We start from the raw sequence: 24,179 nt of genomic DNA on the forward strand, positions 1-24,179 counted from the left end.
GAGCCTGACCGCCGGCGCGGGTCTCGGCGGCGGCTGGACGCTGAACGGCTTTGCCGAGCTCGGCGCCGGCCATGTAAGGGCGGCGCCCGGCGCACTGGTGGATTACGGCGCGCTCGCCTTCGGCAGCGCCGGCCTGATCGCCTCGCGGCGGGCGCTGGTCCTTCCGGGCGACCGGGCGGCGCTTTACGCGGGCGTGCGGCCGACCGCGCTCGCCGGCACGGCGCGGCTCCGCCTCCCCGTCGGCCGCGACCGTCAGGGGATCATCGCCTTCGAGACGCTCGAGATCGACCTGGCGCGCGCCGACCCTCCCCTGCATCTCGGCGTCTCCTACCAGGCCGGGACCCGCGGCGCCTTCGAACTGCACATCGACGCCAGCACCAACCTCACGGCGGGCGCATCGCGGGAACCGGGGCTGGATCTCGCCATCGGCCTACGAAAGACGTTCTGAAACGGGGCCGGCTGACGCCGGGTCAAGGGGGAGAACAGGAGGAAACTGCCCTTGCGTCATGCCGGAAGGCCCGGTCTCCGGACAGGCGTGCCAGGCGCCCTTCCCGCAATTTCCTTTCAAATGACGATGCACGGTCAGAGCGATTGTTGCAAGGTTCGTGCAACCTCGGGCAAGGCTTCCCGAAAGCGTTTGACGAGTCCGGGATTTCGTTGCCAAATGCCGCCTCGTCCATCCACCCGGATGAGAAAACGAGTAAATGGGAGTGCGGGAAATGTTGAAAGCCCTGATCCGGCCGCTGTTCGCCGGAACGATGCTGCTATCCGTGGCCGGCCTTGCGGCCGCCGAAACCACCTATGTCCGAGGCAATGACGGCGATCCGGAAACGCTGGACCAGCACAAGACGTCGCTGGTCGCCGAAGCGCATCTGATGCGCGACCTCTACGAGGGCCTCGTGGTCTACGACAACAAGGCCAAGATCATTCCCGGCGTGGCCGAGAGCTGGTCGGTTTCCGACGACGGCACGGTCTACACCTTCAAGCTCCGCGAAAACGCCAAATGGTCGAACGGCGATCCCGTCGTCGCCGAGGATTTCGTCTTCTCCCTGCAGCGCATCATGACGCCGGACACCGGCGCGAAATACGCCAACATCCTGTACCCGATCAAGAATGCCGAGGCGATCAACAAGGGCGAGGCCAAGCCCGAGGAACTCGGCGCCAAGGCCGTCGATGACCGGACGCTGGAGATCACGCTGGCGCAGGCGACACCCTATTTCCTCGAACTCCTGACCCACCAGACCGGCCTGCCGGTCAATCCGGGCGCCGTGAAGGCCCATGGGTCGGATTTCGTGCAGCCCGCCAACATCGTCACCAACGGCGCCTACAAGCTCGTTTCCTTCACGCCGGGCGACAAGATCGTCATGGAGAAGAACGAGAACTTCCATGACGCCGCGAATGTGAAGATCGACCGCATCGAGTACATCCCCTTCGAGGACCGGGCCACCTGCGTGCGCCGCTTCGAAGCCGGCGAAGTGATGAGCTGCTCCGACCTGCCGACCGAGCAGATCAAGTCGATGAAGGAGCGTCTGGGCGATCAGGTGCGCATCACGCCCTATCTCGGCACCTATTATTACGCGCTCAACACCGAGAAGGAGAGCCTGAAGGACCCGAAGGTCCGCACGGCGCTTTCCATGATGATCGACCGCCAGTTCCTGGGCGACGAGATCTGGGCCGGCGCGATGCTGCCCGCCTATTCGCTGGTGCCGCCCGGCATCGGCAACTACGAGGGCGGCGGCGCCAGCTACGACTGGGCCGAGACGTCGCTGATCGACCGCGAGGACAAGGCGATCGAGCTGATGAAGGAAGCCGGCTACGGTCCGGACAAGCCGCTGACGCTGGAACTCTCCTACAACAACTCCGAGAACCACAAGAACACGGCGACCGCCATTGCCGACATGTGGAAGCCGCTCGGCGTGGAGGTGCAGTTCAACGTGCGCGACCTGTCCGCCCACTATGCCAACCTGCGCGACACGAGCGACTACGAAGTGGCCCGCGCCGGCTGGATCGGCGACTATTCCGACCCGCAGAACTTCCTGTTCCTGGTCGAGAGCGACAATACCGGCTTCAACTACGCCAAGTACAAGAACCCGGAATATGACGCGCTGATGGACAAGGCGGCCGCGGAGATCGACCTGGTCAAGCGCGCCGATATCCTGCGCGAAGCGGAGGCGGTGTTCGTTCGCGACACGCCCTACATTCCGCTTCTCTTCTACTCGTCCCTGTCCCTGGTGTCGCCCAAGCTGAACGGCTGGGAGGACAACATCCAGAACGTTCATGGGACGCGTTTCATGAGCATCAGCGAGTAACAACTGCGTTCAGCGCCGTCCTGTCCCCGGGCAGGGCGGCGCCGAACCGGCATGAAAGTTGGTACCGATGCTCGGTTATGCCGTGCGCCGACTGCTCGGCGCAATCCCGACCCTGTTCCTGATCATCACCTTCTCGTTCTTCCTGATGAGGGTGGCGCCCGGCGGACCTTTCGACCGCGAGCGCACGCTTGAAGCCAAGGTGCTCGAAAACCTCAACCGGGTTTTCCACCTCGATAAGCCGGTCTGGGAACAGTATCTCTATTATCTCGGCAATCTCGCCCGTGGCGATCTGGGGCCGAGCTTCATCTACCGCGATTTCTCGGTGCAGCAGCTTCTCGGCAACGGCCTGCCGGTGTCGATCCAGCTCGGCGGCACGGCGCTGCTGATCGCCCTCCTGATCGGCAGCCTGCTCGGCACCATCGCCGCGCTCAGGCAGAATTCATGGATCGACTACAGCGTCATCGCCACCGCGACCTTCGGCATCACCGTGCCGAACTTCGTCGTCGCGCCGCTCCTGTCGCTGATCTTCGGCGTCTGGCTGAGCCTGCTGCCCGCCGGCGGCTGGAACAGTCCGGAATCCATGGTGCTGCCCGTCATCACGCTGGCGCTCCCGCAGATCGCCATCATCGCCCGCCTGATCCGCGGCTCGACCATCGAGGCGCTGCGCTCCGACCATGTGCGCACGGCGCGCGCCTACGGCCTGCCGACGCGCATGGTGGTCGTCGTGCACGCGCTGCGCGCCGCCTGCCTGCCGGTGATCTCCTATCTGGGGCCCGCCGCCGCGGCGCTTCTGACCGGCTCCGTCGTGGTCGAGACCATTTTCGGCCTGCCGGGCATCGGCCGCTATTTCGTGCAGGGCGCGCTCAATCGCGACTACACGCTGGTGATGGGCACCGTCATCATCATCGCCGTGTTCGTCGTCATCTTCAATCTGATCGTCGACCTGCTCTATGCGGCGCTCGACCCGAGGGTGCGCTATGACTGACGTCGCCATCACCCCCGCCGCGCCGGAAATGCGCAGTCGCTCGCTCTGGGCGACCGCCTTCATGCGGCTGCGGCGCAACCGCGCCGCCATGGTCAGCCTCGTCGTGCTGGTCCTGTTCGTGCTCGCCGGCGTTTTCGGCCCGATGCTGGCGCCGCATCCCTATGCGCGCGTCTATTCGGATTTCGTCAAGGTCCCGGCCAGCCTGGAGCCCTATCCGCGCCAGGCGGAGATCGTGCCGCTCGCCGAGTCGGCGCTCGCCCGCGCCCGGGTCGATACGCAGTCGATCGAGCTCGACGGCAGCACGCTGCGCGTCGAGGCCACATCGGCGCGCGAGATCGATCCGCGCGTGACCCGCTATCTGGACCGGTCGGACCTGTTCTCCAATGCCCGCGTCGTCAGCCAGTCGGAAGACAAGAAGACGATCACCATGGAGGCCGACGTGCAGCGCCTGCGCTTCATCTTCGGCACCGACGCCAATGGCCGCGACCTGTTCGCGCGGGTGCTGATCTCGATCCGCATCTCGCTGATGATCGGCGCGCTCGCAACGGGCGTGGCGCTCTTGATCGGCGTGCTCTACGGGGCGACGGCCGGCTTCCTCGGCGGACGCATCGACAATCTGATGATGCGCTTCGTCGACATCCTCTATTCGCTGCCCTTCACCTTCTTCGCCATCCTGCTCGTCGTGTTCTTCGGCCGCAACATCGTGCTGATGTTCATCGCCGTCGGCGCGGTCGAATGGCTCGACATGGCGCGCATCGTGCGCGGCCAGACGATCGCGCTTCGCCGGCGCGAGTTCGTGCAAGCGGCAGAGGCGCTGGGCGTCGGCTCGGGCGGCATCCTGCGCCGCCACATCATCCCCAACACGCTGGGTCCGGTCATCATCTACATGACCCTCCTGATCCCGAAGGTGATCCTGCTCGAAAGCTTCCTGTCCTTCCTCGGCCTCGGCGTGCAGGAGCCGCTGACCAGCCTCGGCGTGCTCATCGCCGAGGGCGCGCGCAACATGCGCGGCGCGGCCTACATGCTGATCTACCCGTCGCTGGCGCTGACCGCGCTGCTGTTCGCGCTCAACTTCCTGGGCGACGGCCTGCGCGACGCTCTCGACCCGAAGGATCGCTGAGATGCAGCAGGAAAACTCAGAGCGCATCTTCGACATCAGGGGCATCCGCGTCACCTTCGAAACGCCGGACGGCGCGGTGGAGGCGGTGCGCGGCGTCGACATGCACGTCAATGCCGGCGAGACGGTCGCCGTAGTCGGCGAATCCGGCTCCGGCAAGAGCCAGATCATGATGGCCGCCATGGGGCTGCTCGCCAGCAACGGCGCGGTCTCCGGCTCGGCCCGCTATCGCGGCCAGGAGCTGATCGGCATGCCGCGCTCGAAGCTCAACAAGGTGCGCGGCGCCAAGGTCACGATGATCTTCCAGGAGCCGATGACCTCGCTCGACCCGCTCTACACGATCGAGCGGCAGATCTGCGAGCCGATCCGCGTGCATGGCGGCCTGTCGGGCGCCGCCGCGCGGCGCCGGGCGCTGGAGCTCCTGAAGCTGGTCCACATCCCCGATCCCGAGCGGCGGCTGAAATCCTATCCGCACGAGCTGTCCGGCGGCCAGCGCCAGCGCGTCATGATCGCGATGGCGCTCGCCAATGATCCCGACCTCCTGATCGCCGACGAGCCGACCACGGCGCTCGACGTGACGATCCAGGCCGAGATCCTCGGCCTGCTCGCCGAGCTGCAGAAGAAGCTCGGCATGGCCATCCTGTTCATCACCCACGATCTCGGCATCGTCGAGGCCTTCGCCGACCGGGTCTATGTGATGCAGAAGGGCCTGGTGGTGGAGACCGGCACGACCGCCGACATCTTCCAGCGCCCTGCCGAGGCCTACACGAAGATGCTGCTCGCGGCCGAGCCGGAGGGCCACAAGCCGCCCGTCGGCGACGACAAGCCCATCCTGCTCGACGCGGACGGTGTTTCCGTCACCTTCTCGATGAAGGGCGGGCTGTTCTCGGGCGGCGGCTTCGAGATCAAGGCCGTGCAGAATGTCGGCCTCAGGCTGCGCGCCGGGCAGACCATCGGCATCGTCGGCGAATCCGGTTCGGGCAAGTCCACGCTCGGCCGCGCGCTGCTGCAATTGCTGCCCTCGGAGGGGCGCGTCGTCTACCAGGGCACGCCGATCCAGGGTTTCGACCGCGGGGCCATGCGCCCCTACCGGCGCAATCTGCAGATGGTCTTCCAGGACCCCTACGGATCGCTCAGCCCGCGCATGACGGTCGGCGAGATCATCACCGAGGGGCTTCTCGTCCACGAGCCGTCGCTTTCGGGGCGCGAGCGCGAGCAGCGCGCCATGCAGGCACTGAAGGAGGTCGGCCTCGATCCGGGCATGCGCAACCGCTTCCCGCACGAGTTTTCCGGCGGCCAGCGCCAGCGCATCGCCATCGCCCGCGCGGTCGTGCTGAAGCCGACGGTGATCGTCCTCGACGAACCCACCTCGGCGCTCGACCGTTCGGTGCAGAAGCAGATCATCACGCTGCTGCGCGATATCCAGGAGAACTACAATCTCTCCTTCATCTTCATCAGCCACGATCTGGCGGTGGTGAAGGCGCTCGCCGACTACGCCATCGTCATGCGGTCGGGCCAGGTGGTCGAGGAAGGCCCGACGGGCGAGGTCTTCGACAACCCGCGCAGCGACTACACGAAGGATCTGATGGAGGCCGCGTTCAACCTGAAGCAGGTGCTGAGCCGGCAGGCGGCCGCCAGGGCGGGATGAGCGGTGGCGCGGGCGGCCTCCGCCCGCATCCGCAACCTCCCGCAGACGAAGCCGCCCGCTTTCAGGTCCGATTCTCCAGGCCCGTTCAACGTTTCACGGAAACGCTGAACGGGTCTATCGTCTTGTTTTTCCGCATTTATCCGCGCGTCGGGTGATTCCACCCGACTGCAAAACGCCCTAGAAGCGCACCGCGAGATCGGCGCGCGCCGCATGGTCGCTGATGCCCGAGGCAAACTGACCACTATACGACACGCCGAGCGTCGCCAGCGGCGACAGTTGAAGTGCGATCCCCGCTTCCACCATCGCGCTGTTGCGGGCGATCGGCGTGCCGGCGATGGTGAAGGCGTCCCCGCCCGCGAAGGCGAAGGCGGCCGTCGGCGTGGTGTCGCCGAAGGCGTGTCGCCAGCCCACCATGCCGTGCAGGCTGGCGTCGATCCCGCCCAGCGCCACCGCGCGTTCCGCCCGCAGGCCCAGTGTCGCGAAGGTCGCGTCCGCATCCGCCCCGGCGCTGGAGAGCGCGGCCGCGCCGCCGGTCTCGGTGAAGCCGTCGCCGTCGACCCGGACATGCGCCAGCGCGGCGAAGGGTTCGAACGCGGCGGCGGCGGTGTCGATGCGGTAGCCCAGTTCGCCGAAGACCTGAGCCGTCCCCGCGTCGTAGGACGCTTCCAGCGTGTCGCTGATCCCGGGGAAGGCGACCGAGCGCCGCGTCTCGATGTCGTGCCACGCATAGACCGCGCCGAAGCGCAGGCCGAGCGCGCCCCACCGGGTCCCGCCATAGAGGCCCAGATGCAGATTGTCGCTGTCGCCGGAGGAGTGGCGCGCATCGACGTCGAAGGACGAGCGGCTGTAGCCGGCGATCAGGCCGAGCCGCCACGTATCGAACGCGGCGATGTCGCCGCCGATGAGCACGCCGCCCGTGCCGCGTTCGAGCGTCGCGGCGTTGCCGTCCCCGTCGAACGTGCCCCAGGCCCCGAAGGCCCGGCCCCATAAGGCGAGGCGTTCAGCCTCAACCGCCGGCGCATCGCCCTTGGCGAAGCCGAGCGCCGGCGCAGGGCGCGCCGCCACGTCGCCGAAAGCCGTCCGCACCCGGTCCGAGGCGGCGTCGCGCACGAAGCGGCTGTCGTCGAGGAACACTCCGGCCGCCGAGGCATGGACCTCGCCGGACATCTGGTCGAGCGCGTCCCGCGCGGTCTCGGCGTCGAGCAGCACCAGCGCGTCGTGCAGCGTGCCCGGGCCGAGGCTCTCGACGCCCTCGCCGGTGGCGCACTGGTTCGGCGTGATGCCGATGGCGCAGAAGGTGACGTCGTTGCGCACCAGCGTCAGGAACACGCTGTCGGGATCGTAGGTCAGCGTCGGATCGAGAAAGGCGAAATCCGAGGTGACGCCGTCGAACGTCCCGTCGACGCCTGCGTCGGCGGTGATGATCTCGTAGGTCTTGAAGGGCAGGTACGCACCGGCGAGACCGATATGGGCGACGGCGCCGCCATTCAGGATGGCCTTGCCGGTGGCGTGGATCAGGTCGGCGGCGTCGCCCGCCGGATCGACCTCGACCTCATAGGTGCTGCCGGCGTCGAAGGTGATGTCGCCCGCCACGTTCAGCGTTCCGATGGAATTGCCGGGCGCCACCGTGCCGCCGCCGGCGACCAAGGTCGTGCCGACGGTGCCGGTACCCTCGAGCCTTCCGCCATTCAGCACGTCCAGCGTGCCGCCGAGGCTTCCGTCCATGGCGAGCGTCGCCCCATCGGCGATCTCCGTCTGTCCAGAAAAACCGCTGGAATCGGCGCTCATGCGGGTTCGTCCCGCGAGGAGATCGATGGTGCCGTTCCCCTCGACGGCCGGCGCGAACAGATGGTCCGTGGACGTGTGGTTGAAGACGAGTGTTCCGGTGCCCGCGCCGAACGACACTGCCGCGGCGTTGAGCTGGCCGGCGGCCAGCGGCGCCAGTCCCGCAGCCGCGCCGATGTTGAGCGTACCGATGGAACCCGCTTCCATGCCGATGAAGGCGGTGCCCGCGACATCGACCAGCGCGCCGCTCGCGACCGTCAGCCGGCCTTCGCCTTCGCCACCCACATAAAGGTCGCCCGTGTTGGTCCAGGAAGTGCCCGTGCCGGTTGCCGTCACCGTGCCCAGCGACCCGGCATGCGCGCCGAGCAGGCCGTCGATGGCCGTGACGCTGCCGCCGTCCTGCAGCGTCAGCGCGCCATTGCCCCGGTTGCCGACGAAAAGATCGCTTGCGTTCGACCATGTCGAGCCGGCGCCAGAAACCACCACGGTGCCGACGCTGTCCGCCTCCTCGGCGACGAAGCCCATGCCGTTCGACACCAGGCCGCCATCGGTGATCGCCAGGGCGCCGTTGCCCTCGCCGCCAACCGCAAGGGAGCCGCCGTTCTGCCAGGCCGAGCCGGCGCCGGACACCGTCGCGCTCGCCTGCGATGCCGTGAACCGGCCGATGGTGCCGCCGACGCTGGTCGCCAGCCCGCCGGCAAGGACCTGGAGCGTGGCGAAGCCGCTGTTGCCCACGGTCAGCGCGCCCTCGTTGTGCCAGGCCGAGCCGTCTCCATGGATCGTCGCCAGACCACCCGAACCGGCGATGTTGGCAATGAAGCCCGCATGGCTGTTGACCACGCCGCCAGACGTTATGACGAGCAGTCCCGTCCCGCTGCCGGCGACATGCATCGTGCCGGTGCCGCTGAGGCTCGAGCCGGCGCCGTCGACCGTCAGCATGCCGCTTCCCAGGTCGCTCGAACCGAGCTCGACGGCCTCTGCTTCGACACTGCCTCCGTTGTGCACGAGCATGGCCGCCTCGCCCTCCCCGCCGATCCTGATGTTGCCGGTGTCCCACAGGGAACCGGCGTCACCGATCACTGCCCCGCCCTTGCTGCCGGCTTCCTCGGCAAGGAGCGTGTGCCAACTGGTCATTCGCGCCCCGCCCAGGACGTTGACCCTGCCCTCGCCGAAACGGCCGATCGTGACGAAGCCGTCGCTTTCCCACGTCGATCCGCCGGACAGGTTGATCGTGCCCTTGGCATTCGCGTGGGCATTGGCGCCGAGATCGACCGCGCCCGACACGACGCCGGCGCCGTTGAGCACATCGACCGTGCCGCTGCCCAGGCCGCCCACCGTCATCAGGCCGGTATTGGTCCAGAGCGTGCCGTTGCCGGTGATGAACATGGTGCCGCTGGCGGGAATGCCGGCGCCGAGAAACGCCTCGCCGCTCGACAGGATCGCGCCGTTCTGGACCGTCATCGAGCCGGTCCCCAGATTGCCGAGGACGAGCGCGCCGCTGCTCGTCCAGGACGCGTTGGTGCCGGAGAGCAGGGCCGAGCCGACCCCGGTGACGTTCTGGCCGATGAAGGTGTCCTCATTGAACAGGTTGCCGCCGTTCTCGACGGTCAGCGTGCCGATCCCGTTCAGGCCGACGAACAGGTCGATGGCAGCGCCGTTGCCGCCGCTCAAGGTCGGCAGGTTGTTGGCCACCGTGTCGATCGTGGCGTCGGTGGCGTTGCTGGGAGCGCCGGCATCCCAGTTGCCGTGGTCGAACCAGTCCGTCGAGCTAGCGCCGGTCCAGGCCGTCTGCGCCCAGGCGGGCGCGGCCGACAGGCTCAGCGCCAGCGCCGTCGTCGCCAGAAGGGCGGAGTGCAGGCCGGATTTTCCTCCTGCGGCCGCGGCCGCGTGTCGATTGCGGGGCGCACCCCGTCCGCATTCCAGAGATGGCTGCGCCATGCATGTTCCTTCGGTCGTTCCCAGGCATCCGCCGGTCGGGCGGTCGCTTCTGCGCTTTTTGGTTGAAATGCCCCTACGGCGCACTGCTAGCAGAGAACGCCGCGCCCCGTGTGGACGGAGCGGAACCCCTTGTTGCAGCAGCGGAACAGCCGGTTGCAGCACCGCATGCCGCTTGCAACTTGGCGGCAATTGGCTCAAATTTCTCCGGCAGATCCGCCATGGGGCACGCCGACGATGCTTTCAGACGCCGAAGCAGTTACGGCATCCTTCAGTGCCGACGACCTGCCCGAGCATCATCGGGATGAGTTCATTCGCGAGTTCTACGGCCGGATCCAGATGCGGCTGCAGGTCAGCCCGGATCAGGAAATCCCCCTGAAATTCAATGCCAACACACTCATCCTGCCCGAGATGATGTGCACGATCGCGTCCGTCTCGCCGATGACCTGGGAGCGCACCTCCGAGCTGATGGCCGACGGCAATGACGACATCATCCTGTCGTGGAACCGGGGCGGCTACCGCTTCACGGTGCCGGGGCGCGGCGATTTCGAGACGCGACCCGGCACCGCGGCGATCCTGCCGCTCGACCGCCGGTTCTCCATATCGACCGCCGATTCGCGCTGGACCATGGCGCTGCAGTTCAAGCGCGCGCTGCTGGCGCCGCTGGTGCGCAATCTCGACGACATGCGCCTGGACGGCATCGGCCGCGACCACCCGGCGCACCGGCTGCTATTCGACTATCTCTGGTCGGTGCTGCACATGGGCCGGCAGTCGCCGGCGCGGATGACGCCGCTGATCGCCCGCCACGTCGCCGATATCCTGGCGCTGTCCTTCGGCAGCATCCGGCCGGAGGAGGCGTTGCCGGGCATTCGCGCCGCGCGGCTCGCCGCAATCAAGCAGCACATCGCGCGCAACCTGCACGATCCGCGGCTGAACGCCGAGCAGGCGGCGCGCAGGTTCGGCATCAGCGCCCGCTATGTCCGCCAGCTCTTCGCCGACGAGCAGACGAGCTTTTCCGACTATGTCACGGAGCAGCGGCTCGCCAGCGTGCACACCTGCCTGACCGACCGGCGGCAGGTGCTGCGGCGCGTCGCCGACATCGCCTTCGAGACCGGGTTCACCGAGCCGTCGACCTTCTACCGCCAGTTCCGCCTGCGCTACGGCATGACGCCGACGGAGGTTCGCCTGCGCGCGGCGACAGGCGAGGGGTGAAGGCCCGCATCGCCGGCCCGGCGAAACCCCGTGCACCGTTCCGGGGCGTCGTTTCCCGCGAAACGACACAATCGGTTTGACTCTTCCGTGTGTCTGTTTCACGCTGGCCGCGTCGATCATCGACAATTGGCAAGGAGAGGTGTTTGATCGCACCTGCGACGAGCGATATGCGTACGCCGTTCGCACCGCTGGCATGCTGCTTCGGCGGCCTGTCGCGCGGCGCGACGATCCGGCTCGCGGCAGCGGCCGTGAAGCGCGTCCTGCTCCTCCCACCCTCTCCTCGCGGCGCGGCGCGCCGTGAAAAATCCCCCGCAAAAGCGCGTCTGCGCGGCATAGCGACGATTCCCGGCTGGCTCCCCGCCCGCTGACGAAGCTCGTTCAGGGATGACGTCCGGAACCGCCCTGCGGTCCGGTCGCCGCTAGTGCATTCAGAAAACCAGACCACCAGAGGAGAACATCATGAATCCGATCAAGCGCCATCTCATTGCCGGCCTGGCCGGCGTCGCGGTCCTCGCCGCCGGTTCCGCATCGGTCTCCGCCGAGACCTGGAAATACGCCTTCGAGGAAGCCCTGACGGATGTCCAGGGCGTCTACGCACAGAAATTCAAGGAGGAGATCGAGGCCAATTCCGACCACGAGATCCAGCTCTTCCCGTTCGGCACGCTGGGCGAATCCGCCGACATCATGGAGCAGGCGCAGGCCGGCATCCTCCAGTTCGTCGACCAGTCGCCGGGCTTCACCGGCGCGCTGATCCCCGAGGCGCAGGTCTTCTTCGTGCCCTATCTCCTGCCGGCCGAATCCGAGCAGCTCGGCGATTTCTTCCGCAACTCGAAGGCCATCAACGAGATGTTCCCGGAACTCTACGCCGCGCAGGGGCTGGAGCTGCTCACCATGTTCCCCGAGGGCGAGGTGGTGATGAACACCAAGGAGGCGGTGGCCGGGCCGGCGGATCTCAACGAGGTCAAGTTCCGCGTCATGACCAATCCGCTGCTGGTGGAAAGCTACAAGGCCTTCGGCGCCACCCCGACGCCGCTCCCCTGGGGCGAGGTCTATGGCGGCCTGCAGACCAACATCATCCAGGGCCAGGAGAACCCGATGTTCTGGGTGGAATCGACCAAGATGTACGAGGTCACCGACCACATCACCTTTGCCGGCCACAACAACTTCACCACCGCGGTCATGGCCAACAAGGAGTTCTATGACGGGCTGAGCGACGAGGACCGCAAGGTGATCGACGATGCCGCCAAGGTCGCATTCGAGCACATCCTCGAGTACCAGAACGGCCTGACGGAGAAATCCGTCGCCAAGATCAAGGAAGCCAAGCCGGAGATGAACATCGTCGAACTGACCGAGGAGCAGCGCGCGCCGTTCAAGGCGGCGGCGGCCGAGGTCGAGGCGAAGTTCATCGAGATGACCGGCGACAGCGGCCAGAAGATCCTCGACCAGATGAAGCAGGACCTCGAGGCCGCCACGCAGTAACTGCCCGGACAGAACGGGGCCGGAAAAGGCCCGGCGCGGACCCCGCGGCGCCCATGGCGTCGGCGGGGCCCGCGGCAACCCGAGGGGAACCACATGGGCAGCAGCAACGAAACCGGAAAGGCGCCGGGCTACGCATCGACCTTGCCTGGCTTTCTCGGAACCGTCGACACGGTCATCAGCCAGGTCGAGTCCGTCATTCTCGCCGTCGGCGTCATTCTGATGGCGATCAACACGGTGGCCAATGTCGTCGGCCGCTTCGTCTTCCAGCACAGCATCTTCTTCACGGAGGAGCTGAACCGGACGCTCATTGTCCTGATCACCTTCGCCGGCATCGGCTATGCCGCCCGCCACGGCCGCCACATCCGCATGTCGGCCATCTACGACGCCCTGCCGCCGAAGACGCGCAAGATCCTGATGATCGTCATCGCGCTGGTGACGGCGACGGTGATGTTCGCGCTGTTCTACTTCTCCATCACCTACATCATGAAGGTGGCGAAGTCCGGCCGCATCCTGCCGGCCATACAGTTCCCGGTCTACTGGATCTATCTCTGGGTCCCGGTCGGCTTCTTCGTCACCGGCGTGCAATACGCGCTGACCGCCGTGAAGAACGTCGTCCAGAAGGACATCTATCTCTCGACCCATGTGCTCGAGGGATACGAAGAAGACGAAATCGAGATCTGAGCGGGGCACCGGACATGGCACTCAAAATCTCCACCATCATGATCGCCCTGCTCCTCATCGGCTTTCCGATGATGATCCCGCTTCTGCTCGGGGCGATGTACGGTTTCTATGAACTCTTCGGCGGCTTCAGCAAGATGGACTTCATGGTCCAGCAGATGCTGGCCGGCATCCGGCCCGCCTCGCTGATCGCCGTGCCGATGTTCATCCTGGCCGCCGACATCATGACGCGCGGCGAATCCGCCGGCCGGCTGATCGACTTGGTCATGAAGTTCATCGGCCACATCAAGGGCGGCCTCGCCGTCTCCACCGCGACCGCCTGCACGCTGTTCGGCGCGGTGTCCGGCTCCACGCAGGCCACCGTCGTCGCAGTCGGCTCGCCGCTGCGCCCGCGCATGTTGAAAGCCGGCTACAAGGATTCCTTCGTCCTGGCGCTGATCATCAACGCCAGCGACATCGCCTTCCTGATCCCGCCGTCGATCGGGATGATCATCTACGGCGTCATCTCCTCGACGTCGATCTCCGAGCTGTTCATCGCCGGCGTCGGGCCGGGGCTGCTGCTGCTCGTGCTGTTCTCGGCCTACAGCATCATCTACGCCACCGTGATGGGCGTTCCGACGGAGCCGAAGGCGAGCTGGCGCGAGCGGCTGAGCGCGGTCCGCCTCGCCATCTGGCCGCTCGGCTTCCCGGTCATCATCGTCGGCGGCATCTATGGCGGCGTCTTCAGCCCCACCGAGGCGGCAGCCGCCTGCGTGCTCTACGCGCTGATCCTCGAATTCGTCGTCTTCCGCTCGCTGAACCTCGTCGACATCTACAAGATCGCCAAGTCGACCGGACTGATCACAGCCGTGGTGTTCATCCTGGTCGGAGCCGGCGCGGCCTTCTCCTGGGTCATCTCCTTCGGCCAGATCCCGCAGGCGATCCTCGGTTCGATCGGCATCGACCAGATGGGGCCGAAAATGGTTCTCGCCGTGATCTCGGTGTCGTTCTTCGTCGGCTGCATGTTCGTCGATCCGATCGTCGTCATCCTCGTGCTGGTGCCGATCTTCGCGCCGGTGGTGGATTCGGTCGGCCTGGACCCGGTTCTGGTCGGCACCATCGTCACCCTGCAGGTGGCGATCGGCTCGGCGACGCCGCCCTTCGGCTGCGACATCTTCACGGCCATCGCCATCTTCAAGCGACCCTACATCGAGGTGGTGCGCGGCATCGGGCCCTTCACGCTGATCCTGGTCGGCGTCTCGGTCGCCCTCATCTTCTTCCCGCAGATCGCCCTGTTCCTGCGCGATCTCGCCTTCAGATAGGAGGGCAGTCATGTTCAAGAGGATACTGGTTCCCGTCGACGGCTCGGACAATGCGCTGCGCGCGCTGAAGCTCGCCGTCGGGATGCAGAAGATGACCGGGGCCGAGCTGATGACCCTGACCGTCTTCCGGCATCACAGCCTGCTGGAGGCGTCGATGTCGATGGTCCGGCCCGACGATCCGCAGAATCTCGACGACGCCATGCGCGAGCACGCCAAGGAGATCGCCGACGCGGCCAAGAAGGAGGCCGTGGAGCTGGGCGCGGCGGGTCCACGCGCCTTCGTCCGTAACGGGCCTCCGGCGCGCACCATCGTCAAGTTCTCGAAGGAGCGGGAGGTCGACCTGATCGTTCTCGGCAGCCGCGGCCTCGGCGACCTGGAGGGCTACCTCATGGGCAGCGTCTCGCACAAGGTGACGAGCCTGGCGGACTGTCCGGTCATGGTGGTGTAGGGCGGCTCATCGCTTCCATGAAGCGCTGCCTGTTCCTGTCGCCCTTGGCGCACCCCTCTGCCCTGCCGGGCATCTCCCCCACAAGGGGGAGATTATCTCTCATCGACGTTTCGCCTGATCGTTCGAGGTCGAAGATTGGCAAAACCGGCCACAACAGCCAATCTCCCCACCTGTGGGGGAGATGGCCGGCAGGCCAGAGGGGGGCGCGAAGGGGCTCGGCGGAGAAACAAGGAACGAGATCAGTTCATCGCTCCCATGAAACGCCGAACTGGTTTACGCCGCCTTCCTCGCCAGCCTCTTCCTGATGCTCTCCACGTCGGCGCGCGGCGTCGCGGCGAACAGCGTCTTCGTGTAGCTGTGCTGCGGGTCGGAGAACACCGCGTCGCGGCTGCCGTATTCGACCGCCTCGCCGTAATACATCACCATCACGTCGTCGGCGATGTAGCGCACCACCGAGAGGTCATGGCTGATGAAGACGTAGGTCAGGGCGAATTCGTCCTGCAGGTCGGCAAGCAGGTTCAGCACCTGCGCCTGCACCGACAGGTCGAGCGCCGAAACCGGCTCGTCCAGCACCAGAAGACGCGGGTTGAGCATCAGCGCCCGCGCGATGGCGATGCGCTGCCGCTGGCCGCCGGAGAACATATGCGGATAGCGGTTGAAATGCTCCGGCTGCAAGCCGACCTTGGTCAGCATGGTCATCGCCCGCTCGCGCCGCTCGGCGGCCGGTACATCGGAGTTGATGATGAGAGGCTCCATCAGCACGTCGCCGATCTTCTGGCGCGGATTGAGCGAGCCGTAGGGGTTCTGGAACACGATCTGCACCTTGCGGCGCATCTCGGGCGACAGCGCCCGTGCGGCAATGTCGACCTTCTCGCCGTCGATGAACAGCTCACCGGCGGTCGGGGCGTCGATCATGGTGATGATGCGCGCCAGCGTGGACTTGCCGCAGCCGGATTCGCCAACGATGGCGAGCGTCTTGCCCTTCTCCACCTTCAGGTCGACGCCTTTCACCGCATGCACGGTGCGACCGGCGCCGAACAGGCCGCCGCCCACATGGTAATCGCGGACGATGCCGCGGGCTTCCAGGACGACCTCGCTCATGCGCGTGCCCCCTCGGTCTTGGCGCCCTGATAGGGGTCGCCCTCGATGGAGAAGTCGGACACGGTCGGCAGCCGGTCGCCGGTGGCGTTTTCCGGCAGGGCCGAAAGCAGCGCCCGGGTGTAGGCATGCTGCGGCGTCTCGAACAGCGAGAGCACGTCGGCCTCCTCCATCTTCTTGCCCTTGTACTGCACCACCACGCGGTCGGCCGTCTCGGCAACCACGCCCATGTTGTGGGTGATCATGATCATGCCCATGCCCTGCTCGGACTGCAGGTTCATCAGCAGATCGAGGATCTGCTTCTGGATGGTCACGTCGAGGGCGGTGGTCGGCTCGTCGGCGATCAGCAGCTTCGGCTCGCAGGAGATCGCCATGGCGATCATCACGCGCTGGCACTGGCCGCCCGACATCTGGTGCGGGAAGTGCGACAGCCGCTCCTCGGGGTCGGGGATGCCGACCGCCTCGAACAGCGCGATGGCGCGCTTGCGCCGCGCCGCGCCGTCGAGCCCCATATGCTGCTTCAGGGCCTCCTCGATCTGGAAGCCGACGGTGAAGCAGGGATTGAGGCTGGCGATGGGTTCCTGGAAGATCATCGCGATGTCCTTGCCGATGATCCGCCGCCGTTCGGTGGGCGACAGGTTCAGGATGTCGCGGCCCTCGAACGCCATGCGGTCCGCCGTGACCGTCGCCGTCCACGGCAGGAGCCCCATCACCGCCAGCATCGACACGGACTTGCCCGAGCCGGATTCGCCGACGATGGCGAGGATCTCGCCCTTGTCGATGGACAGGGAGATGCCGTCGACGGCCCGGAGCGGGCCGCTGGCCGTATCGAAGGTGACGGTGAGGTTTTCGATTTCGAGCAGGGCCATCTCACGACCTCTTCAGTTTGGGATCGAGCGCGTCGCGCAGACCGTCGCCCATCAGGTTGATCGCCAGCACCGTGATCAGGATGGCGAGGCCGGGGAAGGTGACAACCCACCAGGCGCGCAGGATGAACTCGCGCGATTCGGCGAGCATCGTGCCCCATTCCGGCGTCGGCGGCTGGGCGCCCATGCCGAGGAAGCCGAGCGCGGCGGCGTCGAGGATCGCCGTCGAGAACGACAGCGCCGCCTGGACGATCAGCGGCGCCGTGCAGTTGGGCAGGATGGTGCGGAACATCAGCCGGACATTACCGGCGCCCGCCACCCGGGCCGCCGTGACATAGTCGCGGCCCTTCTCGCCCATCACCGCCGCGCGGGTCAGGCGCACATAGTGCGGCTGCTGCACCAGGGCGATGGCGATCATCGCGTTGTTGAGGCCGGGCCCGAGCACCGCGACGAGCACCAGCGCCAGGAGCAGGGACGGGAAGGCCAGGATGATGTCCATCAGCCGCGTGATCGCCGTATCGACCCAGCCACGGAAGTAGCCGGCTATCGTTCCGATGATGATGCCGGTGGTCAGGGCCAGCAGCGTCACGACGACGCCGATGAACAGCGAGAAGCGCGCGCCGTGCAGGAGCCGCGAGAGCATGTCGCGGCCGAGCGGGTCGGTGCCGAGCGGGAAGGCGGCACGACCGCCCTCCTGCCAGAAGGGCGGCAGCAGCGTCGCGTCGCGGAACTGCGCGTTCGGCGCATGCGGCGCGATCAGCGGCGCGAACAGCGCGACGATCACCAGCGCGACGAAGACGCCGAGCCCGATCACCGCGCCGCGGTTTTCCGAGAAATAATACCAGAATTCGGCGAGGCGGGCCCGCCGTGAGGCGTCCTGCATCCTGGCGTGTGTTGAAGCCGTATCGGTCATGATCGCCTCCTCAATGCCGAATGCGCGGGTTGATGAGGCCGTAGAGCAGGTCGACGGCCAGGTTCACCAGCATGATCACGCCGGCGATGATCAGGAGACCGCTCTGGATCACCGGGTAGTCGCGCTTGAACACGGAATCGACCATCCACTTGCCGATGCCCGGCCAGGAGAAGATCGTCTCCGTCAGGATCGCGCCGGCGAGCAGGACACCCACCTGGAGGCCGATCGTGGTGATCACCGGGATCAGCGCGTTGCGCAGCGCGTGGATGCCGACGACGCGGAACGGCGACAGGCCCTTGGCGCGGGCCGTGCGCACATAATCCTCGCTCAGCACTTCGAGCATCGCCGAGCGCGTCTGGCGGGCGATCACCGCGAGCGGGATCGTGCCGAGGACGATGGACGGCAGGATCAGGTGCGACACCGCCGACTTGAAGGCGCCGGCCTGTCCCGAGAGAAGGGAATCGATCAGCATGAAGCCGGTCACCGGCGGGAAATAATAGAGCAGCGATATGCGCCCCGAGACCGGCGTCCAGCCGAGCGTGCCGGAAAACAGGATGATCAGCAGCAGGCCCCACCAGAAGATCGGCATGGAATAGCCGACCAGCGCGGTTCCCATGATCGTCTGGTCATAGAAGGAGCCGCGCCTGATGGCGGCGAAGATGCCGGCCGGCACGCCGATGATGATGGCGAGGAACATGGCGCAGAACGACAGTTCCAGCGTCGCCGGGAACAGCGTCAGGAAATCGTCGAGCACCGGGCGGCGGGTGACGATGGAGTTTCCGAAATCGCCGCTCAGGATGTCGGTCAGATAGTCGAAATACTGCACCGGCAATGGACGGTCGTAGCCGAGCTGGCGGGTGATCTGTTCATAGCGTTCGGGCGCCATGACGCGCTCGCCCGACATCAGCATCACCGGGTCGCCGGGAAGGATGCGGATGAAGGCGAAGGCGATGATCGACACGCCGATGAAGGTGGGGATCAGGACGGCGAGCCGTCCCAGGGCAAATCGAAGCATGGCGGGTTCGATCTCCGGCGGCTGGAGGATTAGTCCCGTCTACACAAGCGCTTCTTGGCGGATAATGCAAACGAGACGCGCCGGTCGCCCGGCGCGCCTCCAGAGTGTTTCGTACGTGGCGCTTATTCGACGAGGTCGACGCCTTCGAAGGCGAAGTCGCCGAGCGGGCTCTGGTGGAAGCCCTGGACTTCCTTGCGCATCGGCACGACCGACAGCGAGTGGTCGATGGTCGCCCACGGAGCCTCACGCTTGAAGACCACCTGGGCCTCTTCGTAGAGCTTGGTGCGCTCGGCCGGATCGGTGGTGGCCTTGGCCTTCACGACGAGATCGTTGAACTCCTCGTTGCACCACTGCGCGCGGTTGTTGCCGCCGACCGCGTCGCAGCCGAGCAGGGTGTGCAGGAAGTTGTCCGGGTCGCCATTGTCGCCGGTCCAGCCCAGCATCACGGCGCCGTCGCGGTCCTTCGCCTTGGAGCGGTCGAGATACTCGGCCCACTCATAGGTGACGATCTCGACGGTGACGCCGATCTTGGCGAAGTCGGCCTGGATCAGCTCGGCGGCGCGGCGCGCGTTGAGCATATAGGGCCGGGCCACGGGCATCGCCCAGATCTTCATCGACAGGTCCTTGACGCCCGCTTCCTCGAGCATCTTCTTGGCCGCGTCCAGATCGTAGGCGTCGTCCTCGATCGCGTCGTTGTAGGACCACATCGTCGGCGGGATCGGGTTCTTGGCCGGCGTCGCCGCGCCCTGGAACACCGCATCGACGATCGCCTGCTTGTTGATCGCCATGTTCAGCGCCTTGCGGACGTTGACGTTGTCGAACGGCGCCTGCGTGGTGTTGTAGGCGAGGTAGGCGACGTTCAGGCCTTCCTGCTCCTCGACCTTCAGGTTCGGGTCGTTCTTCATCTCGGCCACGTCGGCGGCGTTCGGGAAGGGCATCAGGTGGCATTCGCCGGCCTTCAGCTTCTGGTAGCGCACGGCGGCGTCGGTGGTGATGGCGAAGACGAGGTCGTCGATCTTCTGCTTGCCGCCCCAGTAATCCTCATGCGCGCGGTAGCGAATGACGGCGTCGGTCTGGTAGGCGACGAACTCGAACGGGCCGGTGCCCAGCGGCTGCTGGTTCAGCATTTCCATCTTGCCGTCGGCCGCCAGCTTGTCGGCATATTCCTTGGAGACGATGGAGGCGAACGGCATCGCCACATTGGCGAGGAACGGCGCTTCCTTCTGCTTCAGCTTGAAGCGGACGGTCATGTCGTCGACCTTCTCGATCGAAGCGATCAGGTCGGGGAAGCCCATGCCGTTGAAATATTCCCATGCCGCGCCGGCGACATACTGGTGCCAGGGATTGTCGGCCTTCAGCTGGCGCTCGAAGGAGAAGATCACGTCATCCGCGTTGACGTCGCGCGACGGCGTGAAGAAGTCGGTGGTCTGGAACTTGACGCCCGGACGGATCTTGAAGGTGTATTCGAGACCGTCGTCGGAGATTTCCCAGCTCTCGGCGATGCCCGGCTGCGTTTCGGTCGTGCCCGGCTTGAATTCGAGCAGGCGGTTGTAGACCGTGTGCGCCGCCGCGTCGAAGGTCGTTCCCGCCGTGTAGAGGGCCGGATCGAAGCCCTCGGGCGAACCCTCGGAGCAATAGACGAAGGTTTTCGCGCTTGCCGCGCTGCTCAGCACCGTGGCGGCCAGAAGCGCTGCCGCAAGGGTCAGTTTCTTGTTCATGGAGTTCTCCCTGAATACTCGTGGACCTACTCCCGAGGCCCTGGAAGCGCGCATATAAGCAAAGTTCCTTCTGGGAGGGAACACCCTCCTCCACTTCCGCCCCGCAAATGCAACTTTTGGTCGGTTTTGCCTTGATATGCGCAATGATTCGCCTTGAATGCCCTTGCGGCAACGGGCCGTCAGGACCCATATCAGCCCTTGATCCGCAGTCGAGACGATGCAGGGCACGCGCCTTGCGCAGGAGGAAACGATATGAGCGACGCATGGCGCGACGATGTGCTGAAGTTCTGGTTCGAGGAGCTGACGCCGCAGGACTGGTACAGCGGCAAGGACGAGACCGACGCGGCGATCCGCACGCGGTTCCAGCCGCTGTATGAGCGGTTCAAACAGGAGCAGCCCGCCTCGGCGCTGGCCGACCCGCGCGCGGCGCTGGCGGCGATCGTCGTCTTCGATCAGTTTCCGCGCAACATCTTCCGCCGCCAGCCGGCCGCCTTCGGCACCGACCAGATCGCCATGAGCCTGGCCAGCAACGCCGTCGACCGGGGTTTCGACGAAGGCATGGACGCGGCGCAGAAGCAGTTCATGTACATGCCGTTCATGCATTCCGAGGTGCTGGCCGACCAGGAGCGCTCCGTCATGCTGTTCGGCGGGCTCGGCAATGAGGAGGCGCTGAAATACGCCATCGAGCATCGCGACATCGTCGCGCGGTTCGGCCGCTTCCCGCACCGCAACCGTGTGCTTGGCCGCACCAGCAGCGCGGAGGAGGAGGCGTTCCTCAAGGAGCATGCGGGGTATGGGCAGTAACACCCGGCGGTCGAGCATCGGATCGAAAAGTGGAACCCGGTTTTCGGTTGTCGCGATGCGCAGCCGATGGCGCCGCCAGCCCCTCCTCCCCCTGCCGGGACCTTCTCCCCGTTCACCGCAGGGCAATCGAATATCGCGACGCAGTACCCCCACCCCTTACCCCTCCCCTCAAGGAGGAGGGGGATGATGAAGCGCAGCACCTTTCTTCCCTCCCCTTGGGGGAGGGAAGAAAGGTGGGGGTCGCAGGTGAAGCCTGCGAGAAACATCATATGCGATTGCCCTGCCGTTCACCGGGAGAAGGAGGTCTCCATCCACGGTGCCGGCGCTCCCTTCTCCCCGCAGGCGGGGGCCCAAAGGACGGGTCGAGACCCGCGGCTCGACCCCGGTGGCCCGAAGGGCCGGACGAGGAGCCCGCGCCAGCCTGGCAGAATGGGTGAAAGGCGCCGCGCTGGTCCCGGCCCATCAATGGCGGCGCCTGCCCCCATCCCTGGCCCCTCTCCTCGAGGGGCTCCGGCGGATGCCAAGGGGGCCGGGAGCCGTGCACGGTTGTCCCGGGATGACCGGCCTGGCCGAAGCAAAGGTCCCCTTGCCGGGTCTTGCCAAGTCGCAATACACTGACCGCGTTGAGGGGGAGAAGCTGGATGACCGTGTCCCACACCCGCCGGCCACATCGACAATGAAGCCGTCGCATCTGGTGTTACGTGAACGTAAACGTTATACCTTTCTTTCTTTTATGGGAGGAACACTTGGCTAAGACCATCAAGGAGACCGTCAAGGGCAAGGCGGCGGCGAACAGCGCCGGCAAGGCCGGCGGCAGCAAGACTGCGGCAGGCAAGACAGCAGCAACCAAAGCGGCAGCAACCAAGACGGCAGGCAGCAAGGCGGCATCGGGCAAGACGGTGAAGGCCGGCGCCGCTTCAGGCAGGACGCGCGCGGCCAGGACCGGCACGACAGCCACACAAGCGGCGTCCGGCAAGACGGCCGTCAAAAGCACGCGAACCACGAAGGCGAAGGCCGCGCCGAAGAAGCCCGCCGCGTCCAGGCCAGCCAACGGCCGAGCGCCGGCCAGCGCGAAACCCTGGCTCGCGCAGTATCCGGAGGCCATTCCCGCCGAGATCGGTTCGTTCACGCACGACTCGCTCGCCGATCTCCTGGTCGAGGCCTGTCACGCCTATTCCGACCGGCCGGCCTTCACCAGCATGGGCAAGTCGCTGAGCTACAGCGAACTCGACACGCTGTCGTCGCGCTTCGCCGCCTATCTGCAGTCGCTCGGCCTGGAGAAGGGCGCGCGCGTCGCGCTGATGATGCCCAACGTGCTGCAGTATCCGGTCGCCATGATGGCGGTGCTGCGGGCCGGCTATGTGGTGGTCAACGTCAATCCGCTCTACACCCCGCGCGAGCTGGAGCACCAGCTGAAGGATTCCGGCGCCGAAGCCATCGTCATCCTCGAGAATTTCGCCCATACGCTCCAGTCGGTGGCCGGCAAGACCCCGGTCAGGCATGTCGTCGTCGCGTCCATGGGCGACCTGCTCGGCCTCAAGGGCTTCATCGTCAATCTCGTCGTGCGGCGGGTCAAGAAGATGGTGCCGGCCTGGTCGCTGCCGGGCCATGTGCGGTTCAACGATGCGCTGAAGGCGGGGGCCGCGCGCGGCTTCACCGCCGTCAAGATCGGCCTGTCCGACAACGCCTTCCTGCAATATACCGGTGGCACGACCGGCGTTTCCAAGGGCGCGACGCTGCTGCACAGCAATGTGCTGGCCAACGTCATCCAGAACGAGTTCTGGTTCCGCAGCGCCTATATCGACCGGCCCAGGCCTGAGGCGCCCGTGCTGATCTGCGCCCTGCCGCTCTACCACATCTACGCGCTCACGGTGAACGCGCTGATGGGCATGAAGCTCGGCGGCAACAACGTGCTGATTCCCAATCCGCGCGACATCCCGGCATTCGTCAAGGAGCTGCAGAGCTACAAGTTCCACATCTTCCCGGGCCTCAACACGCTGTTCAACGCCCTCCTCAACAACGAGGATTTCCAGAAACTCGACTTCACGAACCTGATGGTCACCTTCGGCGGCGGCATGGCCGTGCAGCGTCCCGTCGCCGAGCGCTGGCAGAAGCTCACCGGCTGCGTCATCTCGCAGGGCTACGGCCTGTCCGAGACCTCGCCCGTCGCCACCGTCAACCGGTTCGACGCGAAGGAATTCACCGGCACGATCGGCCTGCCGATCTCGTCGACGGACGTGACCATCCGCAACGAGAAGGGCAAGGACCTGCCCTTCGGCGAGGTGGGCGAGATCTGCATTCGCGGACCGCAGGTCATGGCGGGCTACTGGAACCGTCCGGACGAGACCGCCAAGGTCATGACCGGGGACGGCTACTTCAAGTCCGGCGACATGGGCACCATGGCCGAGACCGGCATGGTCACCATCGTCGACCGCAAGAAGGACATGATCGTCGTTTCCGGCTTCAAGGTGTTCCCCAACGAGGTGGAGGATGTGATTGCCGGCCATCCAGGCATCCTGGAAGCCGCTCTCATCGGTGTCGAGGACGAGCATTCCGGCGAGGTGCCGAAACTCTTCGTCGTCCGCAAGGACGCGGCGCTGACGGAAGCCGACATCAAGAAGTACTGCAAGGACAACCTCACCGGCTACAAGCGGCCGAAATACATCGAGTTCCGCGACGAGCTGCCGAAATCGAATGTCGGCAAGATCCTGCGCAAGGATCTGCGGTGAGAATTTCCGCCATCGGGCGAAAACGCCCGACAGCGGATCGCCTCTCCGGCTGCCGGAGCCGATAGCCCGAACGGGGAAAGCCGCGCCGCTTGCCAGCCCGCGACGCCTTGGATTGCGGGCTTCGGTGCATTTTTCTGCC

Annotated in this window: 19 protein-coding genes; 13 read left to right on the forward strand and 6 right to left on the reverse strand. The window is 66.0% G+C overall.

Annotation, left to right across the window (positions count from 1 at the left end):
• The 5 genes from NA2_RS20485 to NA2_RS20505 all read left to right on the forward strand — a co-directional run.
• Window positions 1-448 (forward strand): hypothetical protein (locus tag NA2_RS20485; RefSeq protein ID WP_008599177.1); only part of this gene is annotated, 448 nt, incomplete at its 5' end.
• Window positions 449-719: 271 nt separating this feature from the next.
• Entirely contained in the window at window positions 720-2,309 is a 1,590-nt protein-coding gene (locus tag NA2_RS20490; protein WP_008599178.1) for a peptide ABC transporter substrate-binding protein, read from the forward strand.
• A gap of 67 nt (window positions 2,310-2,376) precedes the next feature.
• Window positions 2,377-3,294: an oligopeptide ABC transporter permease OppB gene (oppB, locus tag NA2_RS20495; RefSeq protein WP_008599179.1), complete on the forward strand. Its 918-nt coding sequence runs from the start codon at window positions 2,377-2,379 to the stop codon at window positions 3,292-3,294.
• Window positions 3,287-4,414, forward strand: a complete 1,128-nt coding sequence (locus NA2_RS20500) for an ABC transporter permease (RefSeq protein WP_008599180.1) — start codon at window positions 3,287-3,289, stop codon at window positions 4,412-4,414. Before oppB ends, NA2_RS20500 begins: the two co-directional genes overlap by 8 nt.
• Window position 4,415: 1 nt before the next feature.
• Window positions 4,416-6,059 (forward strand): ABC transporter ATP-binding protein, encoded by a 1,644-nt coding sequence (locus tag NA2_RS20505; RefSeq protein ID WP_008599181.1) that lies wholly within the window; start codon window positions 4,416-4,418, stop codon window positions 6,057-6,059.
• A gap of 177 nt (window positions 6,060-6,236) precedes the next feature.
• Here NA2_RS20505 and NA2_RS20510 read toward each other — a convergent pair whose 3' ends face one another.
• Complete coding sequence (locus NA2_RS20510) at window positions 6,237-9,782, reverse strand: autotransporter domain-containing protein (protein ID WP_008599182.1); 3,546 nt, start codon at window positions 9,780-9,782, stop codon at window positions 6,237-6,239.
• A gap of 234 nt (window positions 9,783-10,016) precedes the next feature.
• Between NA2_RS20510 and NA2_RS20515 the strand changes: the two genes are divergently transcribed.
• The 6 genes from NA2_RS20515 (at window position 10,017) to NA2_RS20535 (ending at window position 14,897) form a co-directional block, all read left to right on the forward strand.
• Window positions 10,017-10,991, forward strand: coding sequence for a helix-turn-helix transcriptional regulator (locus NA2_RS20515; protein ID WP_008599183.1), 975 nt, complete (start codon window positions 10,017-10,019; stop codon window positions 10,989-10,991).
• Window positions 10,992-11,134: 143 nt separating this feature from the next.
• Window positions 11,135-11,359, forward strand: coding sequence for a hypothetical protein (locus NA2_RS22090; protein ID WP_157188346.1), 225 nt, complete (start codon window positions 11,135-11,137; stop codon window positions 11,357-11,359).
• A 91-nt stretch (window positions 11,360-11,450) separates the two neighbouring features.
• Complete coding sequence (dctP, locus tag NA2_RS20520) at window positions 11,451-12,470, forward strand: TRAP transporter substrate-binding protein DctP (RefSeq protein ID WP_008599184.1); 1,020 nt, start codon at window positions 11,451-11,453, stop codon at window positions 12,468-12,470.
• A 93-nt stretch (window positions 12,471-12,563) separates the two neighbouring features.
• The gene (locus NA2_RS20525; RefSeq protein WP_008599185.1) at window positions 12,564-13,151 is read left to right on the forward strand and encodes a TRAP transporter small permease; all 588 of its coding nucleotides are present in this window, start codon (window positions 12,564-12,566) and stop codon (window positions 13,149-13,151) included.
• 14 nt (window positions 13,152-13,165) lie between these two features.
• Window positions 13,166-14,449, forward strand: coding sequence for a TRAP transporter large permease (locus NA2_RS20530; RefSeq protein WP_008599186.1), 1,284 nt, complete (start codon window positions 13,166-13,168; stop codon window positions 14,447-14,449).
• A 10-nt stretch (window positions 14,450-14,459) separates the two neighbouring features.
• A complete protein-coding gene (locus NA2_RS20535; RefSeq protein ID WP_008599187.1) occupies window positions 14,460-14,897 on the forward strand; it encodes a universal stress protein in 438 nt (145 codons plus the stop codon).
• A 273-nt stretch (window positions 14,898-15,170) separates the two neighbouring features.
• Here NA2_RS20535 and NA2_RS20540 read toward each other — a convergent pair whose 3' ends face one another.
• The 5 genes from NA2_RS20540 to NA2_RS20560 form a co-directional block, all read right to left on the reverse strand.
• Window positions 15,171-15,998 (reverse strand): dipeptide ABC transporter ATP-binding protein, encoded by an 828-nt coding sequence (locus NA2_RS20540; protein ID WP_008599188.1) that lies wholly within the window; start codon window positions 15,996-15,998, stop codon window positions 15,171-15,173.
• Window positions 15,995-16,864: an ABC transporter ATP-binding protein gene (locus tag NA2_RS20545; RefSeq protein WP_008599189.1), complete on the reverse strand. Its 870-nt coding sequence runs from the start codon at window positions 16,862-16,864 to the stop codon at window positions 15,995-15,997. Before NA2_RS20545 ends, NA2_RS20540 begins: the two co-directional genes overlap by 4 nt.
• A 1-nt stretch (window position 16,865) precedes the next feature.
• Window positions 16,866-17,774 (reverse strand): ABC transporter permease subunit, encoded by a 909-nt coding sequence (locus NA2_RS20550; protein WP_008599190.1) that lies wholly within the window; start codon window positions 17,772-17,774, stop codon window positions 16,866-16,868.
• Window positions 17,775-17,784: 10 nt separating this feature from the next.
• Window positions 17,785-18,789, reverse strand: coding sequence for an ABC transporter permease subunit (locus NA2_RS20555; RefSeq protein ID WP_008599191.1), 1,005 nt, complete (start codon window positions 18,787-18,789; stop codon window positions 17,785-17,787).
• Window positions 18,790-18,911: 122 nt separating this feature from the next.
• Window positions 18,912-20,507, reverse strand: coding sequence for an ABC transporter substrate-binding protein (locus tag NA2_RS20560; protein WP_008599192.1), 1,596 nt, complete (start codon window positions 20,505-20,507; stop codon window positions 18,912-18,914).
• 252 nt (window positions 20,508-20,759) lie between these two features.
• Between NA2_RS20560 and NA2_RS20565 the strand changes: the two genes are divergently transcribed.
• Both NA2_RS20565 and NA2_RS20570 read left to right on the forward strand, forming a co-directional pair.
• The gene (locus NA2_RS20565) at window positions 20,760-21,311 is read left to right on the forward strand and encodes a DUF924 family protein (RefSeq protein ID WP_008599193.1); all 552 of its coding nucleotides are present in this window, start codon (window positions 20,760-20,762) and stop codon (window positions 21,309-21,311) included.
• A 746-nt stretch (window positions 21,312-22,057) separates the two neighbouring features.
• Window positions 22,058-24,040, forward strand: a complete 1,983-nt coding sequence (locus tag NA2_RS20570; protein WP_008599194.1) for a long-chain-fatty-acid--CoA ligase — start codon at window positions 22,058-22,060, stop codon at window positions 24,038-24,040.
• Window positions 24,041-24,179 lie beyond the last annotated feature (139 nt).

The sequence above is a fragment of the Nitratireductor pacificus pht-3B genome (assembly GCF_000300335.1).
Classification (GTDB): Bacteria; Pseudomonadota; Alphaproteobacteria; order Rhizobiales; family Rhizobiaceae; genus Nitratireductor; species Nitratireductor pacificus.